The sequence below is a fragment of the Pseudomonas fluorescens genome, from assembly GCF_001307275.1.
Lineage (GTDB): Bacteria > Pseudomonadota > Gammaproteobacteria > Pseudomonadales > Pseudomonadaceae > Aquipseudomonas > Aquipseudomonas fluorescens_AA.
Genome location: NZ_CP012831.1, coordinates 3,647,674 through 3,667,443 on the forward strand (window position 1 = coordinate 3,647,674; position 19,770 = coordinate 3,667,443).

Below are 19,770 nucleotides of genomic sequence, written 5' to 3' on the forward strand. Positions count from 1 at the left end.
TACGGACGTGCGCCTGCTCCTGATTCTGGCATTGAGTGTACTGACGGCGTGCCAGAGCATCGCTCCGCCCCCGCTCGACGGACGGATCCGTGATTTGCACAACGGCCAGGCCGTGACGCCACAGGCACTGGTCGAGCGCCTGGCAAAGGCGCCTCGGGTGGTGGTGGGGGAGCGGCACGACAATCCTGACCACCATGCGCTGCAGCTATGGCTGCTCCAGGCATTGGCCGGCCAGCGGGCCCAGGGCAGCCTGTTGCTGGAAATGCTCACCCCCTCCCAACAGCCACGCGTTGATTCGGTCCGCCAACTGCCCGCCTTGCCCAAGGACCTGCCCGACGCGTTGGCCTGGTCCCCCGGCTGGGATTGGAGCCTGTATGGGCCCGTTGTCGAGTTTGCCCTGGCGCAACGCTATCCGTTGCTGGCCGCCAATCTGGACGCCGCCGAGATCCAGCGTTTCTATCGGCAAGCGCCCAGCTTGACGGGCGCTCGCACCAATGCCGCCACGGTGAAGGACGCGTTGTTGGGGCAGATCCGTGAATCCCACTGTGGTTTGCTGCCGGAGTCGCAAATGCCGCCGATGCTGGCCGTGCAGCAACAGCGTGACCGGCGCATGGCCGAACGCCTGCTGCAAGCGCCGACACCGGCATTGTTGTTCGCAGGTGCCTGGCATGGGCGAAAAGATGTCGGCGTGCCGCTGCATGCGTTGGACCTTGGCGCCAGGGAGGCACCGATCGTCCTGATGTTGGCCGAGGAGGGCAGTGACGTGACGTCGGCCATGGCGGACTACGTGTGGTACACCCCGGCCATGCCGCCCCAGGATTATTGCGCGCAGATGCGTGAACACATCGGTAAGTGATATCGCAGGCAAAAAAAGACCCGGCAAGAGCCGGGTCAAATAACCGTGATTAGCCTGATGAGGAGATATCTGAGAGTCCGAACCAAGGGCTGTTCAAATATCGGCCAGTCTCGCGACTGGATGTGGTAATCATAGCGATTCTCATTACCATGTCAAACATTGTTTTTGCGATTCCTCGAAATAATCTCGCGGCCAGGGTTCGCACTGGAAAAGAAAGGGCATCAGGCTTTGTGACGCGTCGAAATGGCGTCCAGCTGTTTATTCAGGGCTTCCTTGCGTTCAGCGGGAATGTCGTTCCAATGCACATCCATCAACGCCCCCTCAATGGCGTACAGCAACACCTTGGACGCCCGGAAACCGCGCGTGCGCACGGCGCGATAGGCGTCTACCGCCCCGAGCCGGCGTAAATCGGAAGCGCTGTGGATACCCACGGCGTGCAGCCACTGGGCCGATGTCTTGCCCAGATTCTTCAGGTGTTGCAGTTCATCATTCATCGAGCCTCCTTGCGACGGCCGACTGGTGCGGTGGGCAAGCTTCTGAGCAGTGTAGCGGTCAGTAGGAAAAGCGTGATTCTTTGGTGGGATTAGATGCAAAAGCTTCTAATGCATTACGCACGATGAGGAGGGAAAAGACTGCATTCTCCAGCGCAAGCGGGGGCGCTGGAGGTCCGTTCGGTCGTGGCAGGTCCGCGCGTTGGCCGGCGCGGTTCAGGCACTGTCAGCGGGTGCGGTAGCGCAGCCGGGTGCCGAAGTTCATCGACATCAAGATTTCATCCGCAGACAGCTCGGGCGGAAAGTAGGCGCCGGATATCTGCGCATGGGCCAGGCTCGCGCCCTCTAGTGACGACTTGCGAAAATCGATGCCGCGCAAATCGGCGGAGCGGAAGTAGGCGTCGCTGAAGTCAACGTCGTCCGCGTTCAGTTCCCGCAGATCAAGCCCTCGAAAATCGCCGCCGCGCATGTCGACCGGACCTTGTGGGCGTTCGCTGTTGAACCCGGCGATATCATCTTTGCGCAGCAAGGCATAAAGCGGGGTACCGAGAAGTTTGGGAAGGCTCATTTCATATCACCTGATGGTTTTATGGCGCCAGTATAGTGCCACTATTTGGCGGCCGTGAAGCCGGACATCGCTTCACGGCCGAAATAGTGATCTACAGGCCTGGCAGGCGCTGGCGGATCTGCGCGACCACGATGTCGAGCGTACCGCTTTCGTTGGTTTGGACCCGCTTGCTGCAGAGAATTTCCGCCGGGGTCAGGGCTTCACGGCTGGACTGTTGTGCGGCGATGACTGCCAGGTTCGCATCGGAGGGGTCTTGTTGATCGGCCTGGCGCTGTGCCAGCCGGCTTTCGATGACCGCTTGCGGCGCGTCGCAATCGAGGATCAGGAACGGAGCGCCAGTGGCCTCGGCGACTTTTGCCGCGGCGTCGCGCTGATCGTGTTTGAGGTAGGTGGCGTCGATCACTACTGGGAATCCGGCGCGCAGGATCGCCGCGGCGACTTCATGCAGGCGGGCGTAGGTGGCGCTGCTGGCGTCGCTGCTGTAGATGCCGGCTTGTGGATCGTTGGGGACCTGTTGCTGGCCGAACAGGCGCTTGCGCTCCACGTCCGAACGCAGGCGAATGGCGCCCAGTGCCTCTACCAGGCGCATCGCGACATGGCTTTTGCCAACGGCCGAAACACCGTGGGTGATGGCCAGGAAAGGCGAAGGGATGGTGCTGTAGCTTTCGGCCAGGTTGGCGTAGTTGCGGTATTGGCGCAGGGTGGTGGCGCGCTGCACCGGATCGGCTTCGGCCGGCATGCTGAACAGCGCGACTTTTGCCCGGACGAGGGCGCGGTAGGCTTTATAGAAGTTCAGCAGTTCCAGGCCCTGGTAGTCGCCGGTCAGTTCCAGGTACTGGCTGACGAAACGCCGCGCCAGGGACTTGAGACCACGGTCCTCCAGGTCCATCGCCAGGAAGCCGGTGTCGGCGTAAACGTCGGTGAAACGGAACGGTTCGTTGAATTCGATGCAGTCGAAAATCACCACCTTGCCGTCGATCACGGTGGCGTTGCCCAGGTGGATATCACCGTGGCATTCACGGATGAAGCCTTCGGCCTTGCGCTGGGTGAGCAGCGGCTTGAGGCGTTCGAAACTGCTTTCGGCCCAGGCTTGCAACGCTTCGAGTTGCAGCAGGTCGGCCTTGTCGCTGAGGAATGGACGGATCTGTTCGAAGTTCTGCAGCACCGGTGCCATCACGCTTTGCGGAGTACCGGCGTCGTTTTCGGCGGGCACCTTGGGCGTGGAGAGGTGGAACTGGGCGATCTGGGCGGCCATCTCGTCGATGTGCGCGGTGGTCAGTTCGCCGTTGGCTTGCAACGTGCTGAGCAATTGGCTCTGTGGGAACTGACGCATCTTCAGGGCGTACTCGATGGCCGGGCCGTCGCCACCCAGTTGTGGCGCTTCGACGCTACCGGTAATCGGCAGGACGTCCAGGTACAGGTCTTGGGTCAGGCGCTGGTTCAGGCGCAACTCTTCGCCGCAGAAATGCTGGCGCGCCTCGAGGCTGGTGAAATCGAGGAAGCCGAAGTTGACCGGCTTTTTGAATTTGTAGGCGTATGGCCCAGTGAGCAATACCCAGGAAATGTGGGTTTCGATGACCTGGAACGCTTCGACGGGATGCGGGTAGAGGGCCGGGTTTTGCAAGGCGGCGATCAGGGATTGGCTCACGGGCGGTCCTTCAGAGTCTGAGAAAATTCAAGGCCGTCATTATGGCGGCAAGCCGCGCTAACGCAAACCGCGTGGCGGGCTCATGTTGAACCGCGGCAAAGTGCGTATAATCCGCCGCCATGACTCGTACCCGATCCCCCCGTACCCCCAAGAAACCACCCGCCAGTCGCCTGCGGCCCTGGCTGGGCTGGGCCCTTAAACTCAGCCTGGTGGGCCTCGTCGTGCTCGCCGGTTTTGCGGTCTATCTCGATGCCGTGGTCCAGGAGAAATTCTCCGGCAAGCGCTGGACCATCCCGGCCAAGGTCTATGCCCGGCCGTTGGAGCTGTTCGTCGGACAAAAGCTGAGCAAGGACGACTTCCTGACCGAACTCGACGCCTTGGGTTATCGCCGTGAAAGCGTGGCCAATGGTCCGGGCGCGGCCTCGGTCAATGGCAATACCATCGACCTCAACACCCGTGGTTTCCAGTTCTATGAAGGCATGGAACAGGCGCAACCGGTGCGGGTGCGTTTTTCCGGTGACTATGTGGCAGCGCTGACCGGCGCCAACAACGCGAGCCTGTCGGTGGTGCGCCTTGAGCCGCTGCTCATTGGTGGCCTGTACCCCAAGAACCTCGAAGACCGGATCCTGATCAAGATCGACCAGGTACCGCCGTTCCTGCTCGACACGCTGATCGCCGTCGAAGACCGCGACTTCTATCATCACTTCGGCGTCTCGCCCAAGTCGATCGCCCGGGCTATCTGGGTCAACACGTCCTCCGGGCATATGCGCCAGGGCGGCAGTACCCTGACCCAGCAGTTGGTCAAGAACTTCTACCTGACCAATGAGCGCAGCCTGACCCGCAAGCTCACTGAAGCGATGATGGCGCTGTTGCTGGAGCTGCACTACGACAAGCAGGAGATTCTGGAGGCGTACCTCAACGAGGTCTTCGTCGGCCAGGACGGCCAGCGGGCGGTGCACGGTTTCGGCCTTGCCAGCCAGTTCTTCTTCAGCCAGCCGCTGTCCGAGCTCAAGCTGCATCAGGTGGCGTTGCTGGTGGGCATGGTCAAGGGACCGTCTTCCTACAACCCGCGTCGTAATCCGGAACGTGCCCTCGAACGGCGCAACCTGGTGCTCGACCTGCTGCAACAACAAGGTGTGGCGACGGCCGAGCAAGTTGAAGCCGCGAAAAAGATGCCGTTGGGCGTGACCAAGCGTGGCAGCCTGGCGGACAGTTCGTTCCCCGGCTTCATGGACCTGGTCAAGCGTCAGCTACGGGAAGACTACCGCGACGAAGACTTGACCGAAGAAGGCCTGCGCATCTTCACCAGTTTCGACCCGATCCTGCAGATGAAGGCCGAAGCCTCGGTCGAGGACACCTTCAAACGGCTGGGCGGACGCAAGGGCGCCGACGAAGTCGAAGCGGCCATGGTGGTGACCAACCCGGAAACCGGTGAAGTCCAAGCCATGATCGGCAGCCGCCAGGCCAGTTTCGCCGGCTTCAACCGGGCCCTGGATGCGGTGCGTCCGATTGGTTCGCTGATCAAGCCGGCGGTGTACCTCACCGCCTTGGAAAAACCGAGCCAGTACACGCTGACCAGTTGGCTGTCGGACGAGACGTTCTCGGTCAAGGGCGCGGACGGCCAGGTCTGGAAACCGCAGAACTATGATCGTCGTTCCCACGGCACGGTGTTCCTCTATCAGGGGTTGGCGCATTCCTACAACCTGTCGACGGCTCGCCTCGGGCTGGAAGTCGGCGTGCCGAACGTACTCAAGACCCTGGCGCGGCTGGGGGTGAGTCGCGAGTTCCCGGCCTTCCCATCGATGTTGCTGGGGGCGGGTGGCCTGACGCCGATCGAGGTGGCCGCCATGTACCAGACGCTGGCCAACGGCGGCTTCAACACGCCGATGCGCGGAATCCGCAGCGTGCTGACCGCCGATGGCGAGCCGCTCAAGCGTTATCCGTTCCAGATCCAGCAGCGCTTCGATCCGGCCTCCATTTATCTGATCCAGAGCGCGATGCAGCGGGTCATGCGTGAAGGCACCGGCAGTTCGGTTTATAACGTGCTGCCCCGGACCCTGACCCTGGCGGGCAAGACGGGGACCAGTAACGACTCGCGCGACAGCTGGTTCGCCGGTTTCAGCCAGGACTTGTTGGCGGTGGTCTGGCTCGGACGTGATGACAACGGCAAGACCCCGTTCACCGGCGCCACTGGCGCGTTGCAGGTCTGGACCAGTTTCATGCGCAAGGCCGACCCTTTGCCGCTGGACATGCCGCAACCGGACAACATCGTCCAGGCCTGGGTCGATTCGCGTACTGGCCAAGGCTCCGACGCCAATTGCCCGGGTGCCGTACAGATGCCGTATATTCGCGGCAGCGAACCGCCACCCGGTGCAGCCTGTGGCGGCACGAATCCCGCCGAATCGGTGATGGATTGGGTCAAGGACTGGATGAATTAAGCAAAGAGGGTTTCAAGTGAACAAGTGGTTGATTCCAGCGGTAACGGCCGTGGCTTTGCTCAGTGGTTGCTCTACCGTACAGCGCGGTTCGATTCCGGTCGTCGACTCCGGCACGGCTGTGTCCAACAGCGAGCGGGTTTCGGCCAACGGCGGTTTCCGTCAAACGACGGTGAAGCGGCCGGCGCAGGGCCAGGTCCAGGCCATCCCGCAGGGCGACACCGGTGTCGTCGTGATGGTGCCCGGCGGTGGTGCGACAACCTCGGCGCCGATCAGCAGCACGCCGATCACGCCGGGCCCGATCACGCCAGGGCCTATCGAAACTTCGCCGATCGATCAGGGCAGCTACAGCATGCCTTCGACGCCGAGCAGCGTCCCGTCGGCAAGTTCCGGCGGTTTGTCCGCCGATGAACAACTGGACGGCCCAGTGCTGGCCCTGCTGACCACGGCACAACAGCAACAGGCTGGTGGTGACCTCAACGGTGCTTCCTCCAGCCTGGAGCGTGCCCAGCGTGTAGCGCCGCGCGAACCGCAGGTGCTTTATCGCCTGGCCCAGGTGCGCATGGCCCAGGGCGATGCGCCGCAAGCTGAACAACTGGCTCGCCGTGGCCTGACATTCTCCAATGGTCGCCCGGCACTTCAGGCCAGCCTGTGGGAATTGATCGCCCAGGCCCGTGAGAAACAAGGCGACTCCGCTGGCGCGGCGTTGGCCCGTCAGAAGGCCAAGGTTTCGCTCTGATGGATACGCGTTTTCCCCAAATCGCCGATCAGTTGCTGCTGATCGAGCGGGAGCTGCGGGTCCAGGGTTGGTGGAGCGAGGTATCGCCTTCGGCCGAGGCGCTGGCCAGCGTAGAGCCGTTCGCGGTCGATACCCTGGATTTCGAGCAGTGGCTGCAATGGATTTTCCTGCCCAGGATGAAAGCCATCCTGGAAAACGACCTGCCGCTGCCCAACGCCTCGGGCATCCTGGCCATGGCCGAGATGGTCTATGCCCAGCGACCCGGGCAGGGCGTGGGATTGCAGCGGCTGTTGGCGCAGTTCGATCAGATGATCAGCAACGTCGGCTGACCGACGTTACTGGCAGTGCTCATCGATCTGCTTGCGGGTTTCCTCGATGCGCTGGCGCCGCTCTTCGTCATTGAGGCGGCGCATTTCCCCTTCTACGTCCTCACGTACCCGCGGGTTGTTCTGCAACTGCGCCAGGTTGGTCCTGGCCTGCTCGCAAAATGCCTTGAGCTGGGCTTCCTGCTCGGCCACCTGCTTCTTGACCTCTTTATCGATCGCCTTCTGGTCGCCAATGACGCCGCCGGAAGGCGGCGCGGGCGGTTTGGCGACGGATGGCGAGGACTTGATCACGGTGGTGGCCTCTGCGTCCTGGGGCGGCTGGGATCCGAAGTGGGTGACACCTTGGGCATCCACCCATTTGTAGACCTGGGCGGCCATGCACATCGGGCTCAGGCCAACCAGCAGGCTGGCCGTCAAGAAGAACATTCGCATGCTGTTTCCTTGTCTTGGGTTGCGCAATTGAAGCTAACACAGTTGCCGTTTAAGGGTTTTTTCTTGCGTTCTCATGCGCTTACTTCGAATAAAGCACATAGACGACTTGACTTGAAGGAGGCGAAACAGAAGAATCCAAAGTCCGCTGTAGAGGGACTGCCAGAAGCAGACCCACTCGGCAGATCATGAGGCGCACATCCGCGCCGACCTGTTACACCCGCAACGCGTTACCTCGCGCTGGGTGGGAAAGGCCCGCAACACTTGGGACGATCCCAATACTTGCTCAGTCAGTGCTGACGTAGTCGGCGACCACCGTCGCTCATGCTCTGCCGAGAAGTAAACCTATTAAGACCCGTCCCCTTTTTGTGGGTCGGTATTCTGGCGTTTTAGAGGTGAACAACGTGGAGCTTTTATCTGGCGGTGAGATGCTCGTCCGCTTTTTGCGTGACGAAGGCGTCAAATATATCTACGGGTACCCCGGTGGTGCTCTTCTTCATGTCTATGATGCCCTGTTCAAAGAACCGGAAGTGACCCACATCCTGGTTCGTCACGAGCAGGCGGCCACCCATATGGCTGATGGTTATGCCCGTGCTACCGGCAAGGCCGGCGTGGTCCTGGTGACTTCCGGTCCTGGCGCCACGAACGCCATCACCGGTATCGCCACCGCGTACATGGACTCCATCCCGATGGTGATCATCTCCGGCCAGGTGCCCAGCACCATGGTAGGCACCGATGCGTTCCAGGAAACCGACATGATCGGTATCTCCCGGCCGATCGTGAAGCACAGCTTCATGATCAAGCACGCGTCGGAAATCCCGGAAGTCATGAAGAAGGCCTTCTACCTGGCTGAATCCGGTCGTCCGGGCCCGGTCGTGGTCGATGTCCCGAAAGACATGACCAACCCGGCCGAGAAGTTCGAATACATCTTCCCGAAAAAAGCCAAGCTGCGTTCCTACAGCCCGGCGGTCCGTGGTCACTCCGGGCAAATCCGCAAGGCAGCCGAAATGCTGCTGGCGGCCAAGCGCCCTGTGTTGTACTCCGGTGGTGGCGTGATCCTCGGCGGTGGCTCCGCGCCGCTGACCGAACTGGCGAAAATGCTCAACCTGCCGGTCACCAATACACTGATGGGCCTGGGCGCGTTCCCAGGCACCGACCGTCAGTTCATCGGCATGCTCGGCATGCACGGCAGCTACACCGCCAACCTGGCGATGCACCACGCCGATGTGATCCTGGCGGTCGGCGCGCGTTTCGACGACCGTGTGATCAACGGCCCGGCGAAGTTCTGCCCGAACGCCAAAATCATCCATATCGACATCGACCCGGCGTCCATCTCCAAGACCATCAAGGCAGACGTGCCGATCGTCGGTCCTGTCGAGAGCGTGCTGACCGAAATGGTCGCCATTCTCAAGGAAATCGGCGAGGTTCCGAACAAGGAGTCCGTGGCCAGCTGGTGGAAGCAGGTCGATGAATGGCGCGGCGATCGCGGCCTGTTCCCTTATGACAAGGGCGACGGCAGTGTGATCAAGCCGCAGACCGTGATCGAAACCCTGTGCGAAGTGACCAAGGGCGATGCCTTTGTGACCTCCGACGTGGGTCAGCACCAGATGTTCGCGGCGCAGTACTACAAGTTCGACAAACCCAACCGCTGGATCAACTCCGGTGGCCTGGGCACCATGGGCTTCGGTTTCCCGGCGGCCATGGGTATCAAGTTGAGCTTCCCGGATGCCGACGTCGCCTGCGTCACCGGCGAAGGCAGCATCCAGATGAACATCCAGGAGCTGTCCACCTGCCTGCAATACGGTTTGCCGGTGAAGATCGTGATCCTGAACAACGGTGTGTTGGGGATGGTTCGCCAGTGGCAAGATATGAGCTACGGCAGCCGTCACTCGCACTCCTACATGGAATCGCTGCCTGATTTCGTCAAGCTGGCGGAGGCCTACGGTCACGTTGGCGTGCGCATCACCGAATCGAAGGATCTGAAGTCGAAGATGGAGGAAGCGTTCGCCATGAAGGATCGCCTGGTGGTGATCGATATTGCGGTCGACACCAGCGAGCACGTCTACCCGATGCAGATCAAAGACGGCTCCATGCGCGATATGTGGCTGAGCAAGACGGAGCGTACCTAATCATGCGACACATTATTTCCTTGCTTCTGGAAAACGAACCGGGTGCGCTGTCTCGTGTTGTAGGCCTGTTCTCGCAGCGCAACTACAACATTGAAAGCCTGACCGTGGCGCCAACCGAAGACCCGACCCTGTCGCGTCTGACGCTGACTACCGTGGGGCACGATGAAGTCATCGAGCAGATCACCAAGAACCTGAACAAGCTGATCGAGGTGGTCAAGCTGGTGGACCTGTCGGAAAGCGCTCACATCGAGCGTGAACTGATGCTGGTCAAGGTCAAGGCCACCGGCGCCCAGCGCGCCGAGATCAAACGTACTACCGATATTTATCGTGGGCAGATCGTCGATGTCAGCGCCAGCGTCTATACCGTTCAGTTGACCGGTACCAGCGACAAGCTCGACAGCTTCATTCAATCGATCGGTACTGCCTCGATTCTGGAAACCGTACGCAGTGGCGTCACCGGGATTGCCCGTGGCGACAAAGTACTCAGCATTTAAACCAAATTAGCGAATGGCCTGAATGGCCGGATATAGGGGAAATTCATGAAAGTTTTCTACGATAAAGACTGCGACCTGTCGATCATCCAGGGCAAGAAAGTCGCCATCATCGGTTACGGTTCCCAAGGTCACGCCCAGGCGTGCAACCTGAAAGATTCCGGCGTTGACGTGACTGTCGGCCTGCGTAAAGGCTCGGCCACCGTTGCCAAGGCCGAGGCCCACGGCCTGAAAGTGACCGACGTGGCTTCTGCCGTTGCCGCAGCCGACCTGGTCATGATCCTGACTCCGGACGAGTTCCAATCGGCGCTGTACAAGAACGAAATCGAGCCGAACATCAAGAAAGGCGCCACCCTGGCCTTCTCCCACGGCTTCGCGATCCACTACAACCAGGTTGTGCCACGTGCCGACCTCGACGTGATCATGATCGCGCCGAAAGCCCCGGGCCACACCGTGCGTTCCGAGTTCGTGAAGGGCGGCGGTATCCCTGACCTGATCGCGATCTACCAGGATGCGTCCGGCAACGCCAAGAACGTGGCCCTGTCCTACGCTGCTGGCGTGGGTGGCGGTCGTACCGGCATCATCGAAACCACTTTCAAGGACGAGACCGAAACCGACCTGTTCGGCGAGCAAGCCGTTCTGTGTGGCGGTACCGTCGAGCTGGTCAAGGCCGGTTTCGAAACCCTGGTTGAAGCCGGCTACGCGCCAGAAATGGCCTACTTCGAGTGCCTGCACGAACTGAAGCTGATCGTTGACCTCATGTACGAAGGCGGTATCGCCAACATGAACTACTCGATCTCCAACAACGCCGAATACGGCGAGTACGTGACCGGTCCGGAAGTCATCAACGCCGAGTCCCGTCAGGCCATGCGCAACGCCCTGAAACGTATTCAGGACGGCGAATACGCCAAGATGTTCATCAGCGAAGGCGCCACCGGCTATCCTTCGATGACCGCCAAGCGTCGCAACAACGCCGCCCACGGTATCGAAATCATCGGCGAGCAGCTGCGCTCGATGATGCCGTGGATCGGTGCCAACAAGATCGTCGACAAAGCCAAGAACTAAGTCGCGAACTTGAGTCGAAAAACGCGGCCTTGGCCGCGTTTTTTCGTTTGGGCGATGGCTTCTGGTATAAAGCTGCATCGTTTGCGGCCGAACCGTCGTCCCAGACATCTGTCGAATTTTTTCACACCGTTGCAAGGTATTGCCCATGAGCGAACGTCCCGACGAGCCAAACCAGGCTCCTGACGCCGAAAGCCTGTTGCCCATCGATGAGCACGTCGAAGAAGGCCATGACGCTGAAGGCCGTAAGGTCCGGCATCGTGGCATCTATCTGCTGCCGAATCTGTTCACCACCGCGAACCTGTTCGCCGGTTTCTATTCCATCATCAGCTCCATGAGTGCCCAGGCTGCCTTGAGCGCCGGTGATAGCGCTGGGGCAAGCCGTTACTTCGCCTCCGCCGCCATTGCCATCTTCGTCGCCATGGTGCTCGATGGCCTGGACGGGCGCGTCGCCCGCATGACCAATACCCAGAGCGCGTTCGGCGCCGAGTACGATTCACTGTCCGACATGGTCGCTTTTGGCGTGGCTCCCGCCTTGCTGGCGTTCGGCTGGGCGCTGGGGGACATGGGCAAGGTCGGCTGGATGGTTGCCTTCATCTATGTGGCGGGTGCGGCGTTGCGTCTGGCTCGTTTCAACACCCAGGTCGGCAAGGCTGACAAACGTTACTTCATCGGTCTGGCCAGTCCGGCGGCGGCGGGTGTCGTGGCCGGTGTTGTCTGGGCATTCAGCGACTACGGCATCCAGGGTTCGAAAATGTCGTTCCTGGTAGCGCTGCTGGTTGCCGCGGCCGGGATGCTGATGGTCAGCAACATCAAGTACAACAGCTTCAAGGAGCTGGATCTGAAGGGCCGTGTGCCATTTGTGGCGATTTTGGCAGTGGTGCTGGTATTCGCGGTTGTGTTCAGTGATCCGCCCCGTATCCTGCTGCTGGTATTCCTCGCCTATGCCGCTTCGGGCCCGGTGCAATACTTGTTGCGTCTTCGCCGACGCTAAACGTTGCCTTAATGTAATTTCCCCCATACTCCGCAGTCTATTGGTGCATCTGCCCTCCAATACTGCGGAGTTGTCATGCTGATCAAGATCCCCAAGTCGTCCGACTGCCGTGAATCGGACGTCACGCCCGAATCCCTCTATCTATCCCGTCGTCAGATGCTCGGTGCAACCATGGCGGGTCTCGCCGTGAGCGGCTTGCCGCGATGGGCCAGCGCTGCCGACGCGGCGCGTTATGCCGAGGTCGAGCCGGGCAAGGCGCCGTCCTGGTTTGCCGAGAAATTGCCCTCCGTCCAATGGGAGGCGGTCACGGTCAAGAACGAGTCCATCACACCGTTCAAGGACGCGACCCATTACAACAACTTCTATGAGTTCGGGACCGACAAAGGGGACCCGGCAGCCAATGCCGGCTCCTTGAAGACCGAACCCTGGAGCGTGGTAGTGGACGGGGAGGTGGGTAAGCCGGGGCGCTATGGGTTGGAAGACTTCATGAAGCCTTATCAGCTGGAAGAGCGGATTTATCGACTGCGCTGTGTCGAGGCCTGGTCGATGGTCATTCCGTGGATCGGTTTTCCCATCTCGGCATTGCTCAAGCAGGTCGAGCCGACCTCCAAGGCCAAGTACATCCGCTTCGAAACCTTGCAGGACCCCAAGGTCATGCCGGGGCAGCGTTCCGGTTTCGCCTTGATCGACTGGCCGTATGTGGAAGGCTTGCGATTGGACGAGGCGATGAACCCGTTGGCCATTCTCGCGGTTGGGATGTACGGGCGGGAGTTGCCGAATCAGAACGGCGCGCCGCTGCGTTTGGTCGTTCCGTGGAAGTACGGTTTCAAAAGTGTGAAGTCCATCGTGCGCATCAGCTTGGTGAGCGAGCAGCCAAAGACCACCTGGCAAAGCATCGCGTCTGACGAGTACGGCTTTTATGCCAACGTCAATCCAACGGTCGATCATCCGCGCTGGACCCAGGCACGTGAACGTCGTTTGCCGAGCGGGCTGTTCAGTCCCAATGTACGGGATACGCTGATGTTCAACGGCTATCAGGATGAGGTCGCTTCTTTATATGCAGGGATGGACCTGAGGAAGGACTACTGATGCGTTTTCCAGTCTGGCGAATGAGCGTCTTCATCGCCGCGGCAGTCTGGCCGTTGCTCTGGCTTTACGAAGCCTCGATGAATGCGTTGGGCCCCGACCCGGGCAAGGTGCTGGTGGATCGGCTCGGGTTGGGGACGCTGATTTTGCTGTTGATCACCTTGAGCATGACGCCGTTGCAAAAAATGACGGGGTGGGTGGGGTGGATTGCGGTCAGGCGCCAGTTGGGGTTGTGGTGCTTTGCTTATGTGGTGCTGCATTTAAGCGGGTATGCGGCGTTCATACTGGGGTTCGACTGGTCGCAGTTGGGCGTCGAGTTGAGCAAGCGGCCTTACATTATTGTTGGGGCGCTTGGGTTTCTCGGCCTGCTGGCGCTGGCTGTCACGTCCAATCGCTACAGCCAGCGGCGACTGGGCGTGCGCTGGAAGAAATTGCATCGCCTGGTGTATCTGATTCTGGGGCTTGGGCTGCTGCATATGCTGTGGATCGTGCGGGCAGATTTGAAGGAGTGGTCGATATACGCCTTTATTGGGGCCGTACTGTTGATGCTGAGAATCCCGCCGGTTATGCGTCGGATCCCGCGTTTGCTGGGTAGGAAAGTCCCTTCTGCAACAAAAGCGTAATTAAGGGTTGACGGCAGATTCTGGACGTCTATAATTCGCCCCACTTCCGGCGCAGTCGAAACGGAAAACTCCTTGAGATTCAACGAGTTAAGTAGGTTTCGAAAGTGCGGGGCTTCAGTTCATCGAGGCTCGGAAGGAGCAGATAGAGTGGTGTTGTTTGACTCTATATGCGGTTCGATCTTCTCGGTCGAAAGCGGTGAAAAAGAGGTGTTGACAGCAGCGAGTAACGCTGTAGAATTCGCCTCCCGCTAACGAGAGATCGGAAGCGCAAGTGGTTGAAGTTGAAAAGGAAACTTTGAAAACTTCTGAAAATAACCGCTTGACAGGTACACGGGGCGCTGTAGAATGCGCGCCTCGGTTGAGACGAAAGACTCAGCCAACCGCTCTTTAACAACTGAATCAAGCAATTCGTGTGGGTGCTTGTGGAGTCAGACTGCTAGTCAACAGATTATCAGCATCACAAGTTACTCCGCGAGAAATCAAAGATGTAACCAACGATTGCTGAGCCAAGTTTAGGGTTTTCTCAAAACCCAAAGATGTTTGAACTGAAGAGTTTGATCATGGCTCAGATTGAACGCTGGCGGCAGGCCTAACACATGCAAGTCGAGCGGTAGAGAGGTGCTTGCACCTCTTGAGAGCGGCGGACGGGTGAGTAATGCCTAGGAATCTGCCTGGTAGTGGGGGATAACGCTCGGAAACGGACGCTAATACCGCATACGTCCTACGGGAGAAAGCAGGGGACCTTCGGGCCTTGCGCTATCAGATGAGCCTAGGTCGGATTAGCTAGTTGGTGAGGTAATGGCTCACCAAGGCGACGATCCGTAACTGGTCTGAGAGGATGATCAGTCACACTGGAACTGAGACACGGTCCAGACTCCTACGGGAGGCAGCAGTGGGGAATATTGGACAATGGGCGAAAGCCTGATCCAGCCATGCCGCGTGTGTGAAGAAGGTCTTCGGATTGTAAAGCACTTTAAGTTGGGAGGAAGGGCATTAACCTAATACGTTAGTGTTTTGACGTTACCGACAGAATAAGCACCGGCTAACTCTGTGCCAGCAGCCGCGGTAATACAGAGGGTGCAAGCGTTAATCGGAATTACTGGGCGTAAAGCGCGCGTAGGTGGTTCGTTAAGTTGGATGTGAAAGCCCCGGGCTCAACCTGGGAACTGCATTCAAAACTGTCGAGCTAGAGTATGGTAGAGGGTGGTGGAATTTCCTGTGTAGCGGTGAAATGCGTAGATATAGGAAGGAACACCAGTGGCGAAGGCGACCACCTGGACTGATACTGACACTGAGGTGCGAAAGCGTGGGGAGCAAACAGGATTAGATACCCTGGTAGTCCACGCCGTAAACGATGTCAACTAGCCGTTGGGAGCCTTGAGCTCTTAGTGGCGCAGCTAACGCATTAAGTTGACCGCCTGGGGAGTACGGCCGCAAGGTTAAAACTCAAATGAATTGACGGGGGCCCGCACAAGCGGTGGAGCATGTGGTTTAATTCGAAGCAACGCGAAGAACCTTACCAGGCCTTGACATCCAATGAACTTTCCAGAGATGGATTGGTGCCTTCGGGAACATTGAGACAGGTGCTGCATGGCTGTCGTCAGCTCGTGTCGTGAGATGTTGGGTTAAGTCCCGTAACGAGCGCAACCCTTGTCCTTAGTTACCAGCACGTTATGGTGGGCACTCTAAGGAGACTGCCGGTGACAAACCGGAGGAAGGTGGGGATGACGTCAAGTCATCATGGCCCTTACGGCCTGGGCTACACACGTGCTACAATGGTCGGTACAGAGGGTTGCCAAGCCGCGAGGTGGAGCTAATCCCACAAAACCGATCGTAGTCCGGATCGCAGTCTGCAACTCGACTGCGTGAAGTCGGAATCGCTAGTAATCGCGAATCAGAATGTCGCGGTGAATACGTTCCCGGGCCTTGTACACACCGCCCGTCACACCATGGGAGTGGGTTGCACCAGAAGTAGCTAGTCTAACCTTCGGGGGGACGGTTACCACGGTGTGATTCATGACTGGGGTGAAGTCGTAACAAGGTAGCCGTAGGGGAACCTGCGGCTGGATCACCTCCTTAATCGACGACCGCAGCTGCTCCATGAGCTCCCACACGAATTGCTTGATTCATTGAAGAAGACGATAGAAGCAGCTTTAAGCTCCAAGCTGATAGCTCACAGCTAACAGTTACAAGCTCGAAATTGGGTCTGTAGCTCAGTTGGTTAGAGCGCACCCCTGATAAGGGTGAGGTCGGCAGTTCGAATCTGCCCAGACCCACCAATTTTGTAATGGGGCCATAGCTCAGCTGGGAGAGCGCCTGCCTTGCACGCAGGAGGTCAGCGGTTCGATCCCGCTTGGCTCCACCATAAACTGCTTCTGAAAGCTTAGAAATGAGCATTCCATCAAGGTGATGGTGAATGTTGATTTCTAGTCTTTTGATTAGATCGTTCTTTAAAAATTTGGGTATGTGATAGAAAGATAGACTGAACGTTACTTTCACTGGTAACGGATCAGGCTAAGGTAAAATTTGTGAGTTGCTCTTTGAGCAAGATCGAATTTTCGGCGAATGTCGTCTTCACAGTATAACCAGATTGCTTGGGGTTATATGGTCAAGTGAAGAAGCGCATACGGTGGATGCCTTGGCAGTCAGAGGCGATGAAAGACGTGGTAGCCTGCGAAAAGCTTCGGGGAGTCGGCAAACAGACTGTGATCCGGAGATGTCTGAATGGGGGAACCCAGCCATCATAAGATGGTTATCTTGTACTGAATACATAGGTGCAAGAAGCGAACCAGGGGAACTGAAACATCTAAGTACCCTGAGGAAAAGAAATCAACCGAGATTCCCTTAGTAGTGGCGAGCGAACGGGGACTAGCCCTTAAGCTTCTTTGATTTTAGCGGAACGCTCTGGAAAGTGCGGCCATAGTGGGTGATAGCCCTGTACGCGAAAGGATCTTAGAAGTGAAATCGAGTAGGACGGAGCACGAGAAACTTTGTCTGAATATGGGGGGACCATCCTCCAAGGCTAAATACTACTGACTGACCGATAGTGAACTAGTACCGTGAGGGAAAGGCGAAAAGAACCCCGGAGAGGGGAGTGAAATAGATCCTGAAACCGTATGCGTACAAGCAGTGGGAGCCCACTTTGTTGGGTGACTGCGTACCTTTTGTATAATGGGTCAGCGACTTATTTTCAGTGGCGAGCTTAACCGAATAGGGGAGGCGTAGCGAAAGCGAGTCTTAATAGGGCGTCTAGTCGCTGGGAATAGACCCGAAACCGGGCGATCTATCCATGGGCAGGTTGAAGGTTAGGTAACACTGACTGGAGGACCGAACCGACTACCGTTGAAAAGTTAGCGGATGACCTGTGGATCGGAGTGAAAGGCTAATCAAGCTCGGAGATAGCTGGTTCTCCTCGAAAGCTATTTAGGTAGCGCCTCATGTATCACTGTAGGGGGTAGAGCACTGTTTCGGCTAGGGGGTCATCCCGACTTACCAAACCGATGCAAACTCCGAATACCTACAAGTGCCGAGCATGGGAGACACACGGCGGGTGCTAACGTCCGTCGTGAAAAGGGAAACAACCCAGACCGTCAGCTAAGGTCCCAAAGTTATGGTTAAGTGGGAAACGATGTGGGAAGGCTTAGACAGCTAGGAGGTTGGCTTAGAAGCAGCCACCCTTTAAAGAAAGCGTAATAGCTCACTAGTCGAGTCGGCCTGCGCGGAAGATGTAACGGGGCTCAAACCATACACCGAAGCTACGGGTATCACGCAAGTGATGCGGTAGAGGAGCGTTCTGTAAGCCTGTGAAGGTGAGTTGAGAAGCTTGCTGGAGGTATCAGAAGTGCGAATGCTGACATGAGTAACGACAATGGGTGTGAAAAACACCCACGCCGAAAGACCAAGGTTTCCTGCGCAACGTTAATCGACGCAGGGTTAGTCGGTCCCTAAGGCGAGGCTGAAAAGCGTAGTCGATGGAAAACAGGTTAATATTCCTGTACTTCTGGTTATTGCGATGGAGGGACGGAGAAGGCTAGGCCAGCTTGGCGTTGGTTGTCCAAGTTTAAGGTGGTAGGCTGGAATCTTAGGTAAATCCGGGATTCTAAGGCCGAGAGCTGATGACGAGTTACCCTTTGGGTGACGAAGTGGTTGATGCCATGCTTCCAAGAAAAGCTTCTAAGCTTCAGGTAACCAGGAACCGTACCCCAAACCGACACAGGTGGTTGGGTAGAGAATACCAAGGCGCTTGAGAGAACTCGGGTGAAGGAACTAGGCAAAATGGCACCGTAACTTCGGGAGAAGGTGCGCCGGTGAGGGTGAAGCACTTGCTGCGTAAGCCCACGCCGGTCGAAGATACCAGGCCGCTGCGACTGTTTATTAAAAACACAGCACTCTGCAAACACGAAAGTGGACGTATAGGGTGTGACGCCTGCCCGGTGCCGGAAGGTTAATTGATGGGGTTAGCTAACGCGAAGCTCTTGATCGAAGCCCCGGTAAACGGCGGCCGTAACTATAACGGTCCTAAGGTAGCGAAATTCCTTGTCGGGTAAGTTCCGACCTGCACGAATGGCGTAACGATGGCGGCGCTGTCTCCACCCGAGACTCAGTGAAATTGAAATCGCTGTGAAGATGCAGTGTATCCGCGGCTAGACGGAAAGACCCCGTGAACCTTTACTATAGCTTTGCACTGGACTTTGAATTTGCTTGTGTAGGATAGGTGGGAGGCTTTGAAGCGTGGACGCCAGTTCGCGTGGAGCCATCCTTGAAATACCACCCTGGCAACTTTGAGGTTCTAACTCAGGTCCGTTATCCGGATCGAGGACAGTGTATGGTGGGTAGTTTGACTGGGGCGGTCTCCTCCTAAAGAGTAACGGAGGAGTACGAAGGTGCGCTCAGACCGGTCGGAAATCGGTCGTAGAGTATAAAGGCAAAAGCGCGCTTGACTGCGAGACAGACACGTCGAGCAGGTACGAAAGTAGGTCTTAGTGATCCGGTGGTTCTGTATGGAAGGGCCATCGCTCAACGGATAAAAGGTACTCCGGGGATAACAGGCTGATACCGCCCAAGAGTTCATATCGACGGCGGTGTTTGGCACCTCGATGTCGGCTCATCACATCCTGGGGCTGAAGCCGGTCCCAAGGGTATGGCTGTTCGCCATTTAAAGTGGTACGCGAGCTGGGTTTAGAACGTCGTGAGACAGTTCGGTCCCTATCTGCCGTGGACGTTTGAGATTTGAGAGGGGCTGCTCCTAGTACGAGAGGACCGGAGTGGACGAACCTCTGGTGTTCCGGTTGTCACGCCAGTGGCATTGCCGGGTAGCTATGTTCGGAAAAGATAACCGCTGAAAGCATCTAAGCGGGAAACTTGCCTCAAGATGAGATCTCACTGGGACCTTGAGTCCCCTGAAGGGCCGTCGAAGACTACGACGTTGATAGGCAGGGTGTGTAAGCGCTGTGAGGCGTTGAGCTAACCTGTACTAATTGCCCGTGAGGCTTGACCATATAACACCCAAGCAATTTGTAAACTCCAAGCCCCAGGGCGAACGAGACCAGATTGCGGTGTGTGAAGACGAAACGAACCGAAAGTTCGCGACGCTCGATTGCAACACACAAACTATCGCATACCCATTCGCTGGAACGTGACCGCAAGGCACGCGCTGGCTACCGAATTTCTTGACGACCATAGAGCATTGGAACCACCTGATCCCATCCCGAACTCAGAAGTGAAACGATGCATCGCCGATGGTAGTGTGGGGTTTCCCCATGTGAGAGTAGGTCATCGTCAAGATTAAATTCCGAAACCCCTATCTGCTGATGCAGGTAGGGGTTTTGTTTTGCCCGTCATAAAAGTCTGCGAACGCTCGTAATAAATTTGCACAGTTATTTTCGAGCTGGAG

Annotated in this window: 14 protein-coding genes, 2 tRNA genes and 3 rRNA genes; 15 read left to right on the plus strand and 4 right to left on the minus strand. The window is 57.8% G+C overall.

Annotated features, from left to right (window positions below):
- Window positions 1-7: 7 nt before the first annotated feature.
- Entirely contained in the window at window positions 8-856 is an 849-nt protein-coding gene (locus AO356_RS16150; RefSeq protein ID WP_060740599.1) for a ChaN family lipoprotein, read from the plus strand.
- A 221-nt stretch (window positions 857-1,077) separates the two neighbouring features.
- Here AO356_RS16150 and AO356_RS16155 read toward each other — a convergent pair whose 3' ends face one another.
- The 3 genes from AO356_RS16155 to AO356_RS16165 form a co-directional block, all read right to left on the minus strand.
- Window positions 1,078-1,350 carry a TfoX/Sxy family protein gene (locus AO356_RS16155; RefSeq protein WP_003205623.1) on the minus strand — a complete coding sequence of 91 codons (273 nt, stop codon included), beginning with the start codon at window positions 1,348-1,350 and terminating at the stop codon, window positions 1,078-1,080.
- A 223-nt stretch (window positions 1,351-1,573) separates the two neighbouring features.
- Window positions 1,574-1,915: a pentapeptide repeat-containing protein gene (locus AO356_RS16160; RefSeq protein WP_060740600.1), complete on the minus strand. Its 342-nt coding sequence runs from the start codon at window positions 1,913-1,915 to the stop codon at window positions 1,574-1,576.
- 91 nt (window positions 1,916-2,006) lie between these two features.
- Window positions 2,007-3,563 (minus strand): AAA family ATPase, encoded by a 1,557-nt coding sequence (locus tag AO356_RS16165; protein WP_060740601.1) that lies wholly within the window; start codon window positions 3,561-3,563, stop codon window positions 2,007-2,009.
- Window positions 3,564-3,682: 119 nt separating this feature from the next.
- Here AO356_RS16165 and mrcB point away from each other — a divergent pair, with 119 nt between their 5' ends.
- Genes mrcB through AO356_RS16180 form a run of 3 tightly spaced genes read left to right on the plus strand, consistent with a single transcriptional unit; the run spans window position 3,683 to window position 7,066 of the window.
- Window positions 3,683-6,001, plus strand: coding sequence for a penicillin-binding protein 1B (mrcB, locus tag AO356_RS16170; RefSeq protein ID WP_060740602.1), 2,319 nt, complete (start codon window positions 3,683-3,685; stop codon window positions 5,999-6,001).
- A 16-nt stretch (window positions 6,002-6,017) separates the two neighbouring features.
- Window positions 6,018-6,737, plus strand: coding sequence for a tetratricopeptide repeat protein (locus tag AO356_RS16175; protein ID WP_060740603.1), 720 nt, complete (start codon window positions 6,018-6,020; stop codon window positions 6,735-6,737).
- Window positions 6,737-7,066, plus strand: a complete 330-nt coding sequence (locus AO356_RS16180; protein WP_060740604.1) for a YqcC family protein — start codon at window positions 6,737-6,739, stop codon at window positions 7,064-7,066. Before AO356_RS16175 ends, AO356_RS16180 begins: the two co-directional genes overlap by 1 nt.
- A gap of 6 nt (window positions 7,067-7,072) precedes the next feature.
- Here the strand turns inward: AO356_RS16180 and AO356_RS16185 are convergent, their stop codons facing one another.
- On the minus strand, window positions 7,073-7,495 hold the full coding sequence (locus tag AO356_RS16185) for a DUF4124 domain-containing protein (RefSeq protein WP_060740605.1): 423 nt from the start codon (window positions 7,493-7,495) through the stop codon (window positions 7,073-7,075).
- Between the two features lie 401 nt (window positions 7,496-7,896).
- On the opposite strand from AO356_RS16185, the gene AO356_RS16190 reads away from it, so the two are divergent.
- The 11 genes from AO356_RS16190 (at window position 7,897) to rrf (ending at window position 19,661) form a co-directional block, all read left to right on the plus strand.
- Window positions 7,897-9,621 (plus strand): acetolactate synthase 3 large subunit, encoded by a 1,725-nt coding sequence (locus tag AO356_RS16190; protein WP_060743130.1) that lies wholly within the window; start codon window positions 7,897-7,899, stop codon window positions 9,619-9,621.
- 2 nt (window positions 9,622-9,623) lie between these two features.
- Complete coding sequence (ilvN, locus tag AO356_RS16195) at window positions 9,624-10,115, plus strand: acetolactate synthase small subunit (RefSeq protein ID WP_003176102.1); 492 nt, start codon at window positions 9,624-9,626, stop codon at window positions 10,113-10,115.
- A gap of 45 nt (window positions 10,116-10,160) precedes the next feature.
- Window positions 10,161-11,177 (plus strand): ketol-acid reductoisomerase, encoded by a 1,017-nt coding sequence (gene ilvC / locus AO356_RS16200; RefSeq protein WP_003185459.1) that lies wholly within the window; start codon window positions 10,161-10,163, stop codon window positions 11,175-11,177.
- A 145-nt stretch (window positions 11,178-11,322) separates the two neighbouring features.
- Entirely contained in the window at window positions 11,323-12,168 is an 846-nt protein-coding gene (gene pssA, locus AO356_RS16205; protein WP_060740606.1) for a CDP-diacylglycerol--serine O-phosphatidyltransferase, read from the plus strand.
- Window positions 12,169-12,243: 75 nt separating this feature from the next.
- Window positions 12,244-13,257 carry a protein-methionine-sulfoxide reductase catalytic subunit MsrP gene (gene msrP, locus AO356_RS16210; protein WP_060740607.1) on the plus strand — a complete coding sequence of 338 codons (1,014 nt, stop codon included), beginning with the start codon at window positions 12,244-12,246 and terminating at the stop codon, window positions 13,255-13,257.
- A complete protein-coding gene (msrQ, locus tag AO356_RS16215) occupies window positions 13,257-13,877 on the plus strand; it encodes a protein-methionine-sulfoxide reductase heme-binding subunit MsrQ (protein WP_060740608.1) in 621 nt (206 codons plus the stop codon). Before msrP ends, msrQ begins: the two co-directional genes overlap by 1 nt.
- 542 nt (window positions 13,878-14,419) lie before the next feature.
- Window positions 14,420-15,956 (plus strand): 16S ribosomal RNA (locus tag AO356_RS16220).
- 123 nt (window positions 15,957-16,079) lie between these two features.
- Window positions 16,080-16,156: transfer RNA gene (locus AO356_RS16225), tRNA-Ile, on the plus strand.
- A 10-nt stretch (window positions 16,157-16,166) separates the two neighbouring features.
- A tRNA-Ala gene (locus AO356_RS16230) sits at window positions 16,167-16,242 on the plus strand.
- A 241-nt stretch (window positions 16,243-16,483) separates the two neighbouring features.
- Window positions 16,484-19,375, plus strand: a 23S ribosomal RNA gene (locus tag AO356_RS16235).
- 170 nt (window positions 19,376-19,545) lie between these two features.
- Window positions 19,546-19,661 (plus strand): 5S ribosomal RNA (gene rrf, locus AO356_RS16240).
- The 16S, 23S and 5S rRNA genes sit together here with 2 tRNA genes alongside, the layout of an rRNA operon.
- Window positions 19,662-19,770 lie beyond the last annotated feature (109 nt).

Coding starts and splice junctions, on each gene's coding strand:
- msrQ (WP_060740608.1), top strand. CDS start 13,257: ATGCGTTTTCCAGTCTGGCGAATGAGCGTCTTCATCGCCGCGGCAGTC.
- ilvC (WP_003185459.1), top strand. CDS start 10,161: ATGAAAGTTTTCTACGATAAAGACTGCGACCTGTCGATCATCCAGGGC.
- AO356_RS16155 (WP_003205623.1), bottom strand. CDS start 1,350: ATGAATGATGAACTGCAACACCTGAAGAATCTGGGCAAGACATCGGCC.
- AO356_RS16185 (WP_060740605.1), bottom strand. CDS start 7,495: ATGCGAATGTTCTTCTTGACGGCCAGCCTGCTGGTTGGCCTGAGCCCG.
- AO356_RS16160 (WP_060740600.1), bottom strand. CDS start 1,915: ATGAGCCTTCCCAAACTTCTCGGTACCCCGCTTTATGCCTTGCTGCGC.
- AO356_RS16180 (WP_060740604.1), top strand. CDS start 6,737: ATGGATACGCGTTTTCCCCAAATCGCCGATCAGTTGCTGCTGATCGAG.
- ilvN (WP_003176102.1), top strand. CDS start 9,624: ATGCGACACATTATTTCCTTGCTTCTGGAAAACGAACCGGGTGCGCTG.
- msrP (WP_060740607.1), top strand. CDS start 12,244: ATGCTGATCAAGATCCCCAAGTCGTCCGACTGCCGTGAATCGGACGTC.
- pssA (WP_060740606.1), top strand. CDS start 11,323: ATGAGCGAACGTCCCGACGAGCCAAACCAGGCTCCTGACGCCGAAAGC.
- mrcB (WP_060740602.1), top strand. CDS start 3,683: ATGACTCGTACCCGATCCCCCCGTACCCCCAAGAAACCACCCGCCAGT.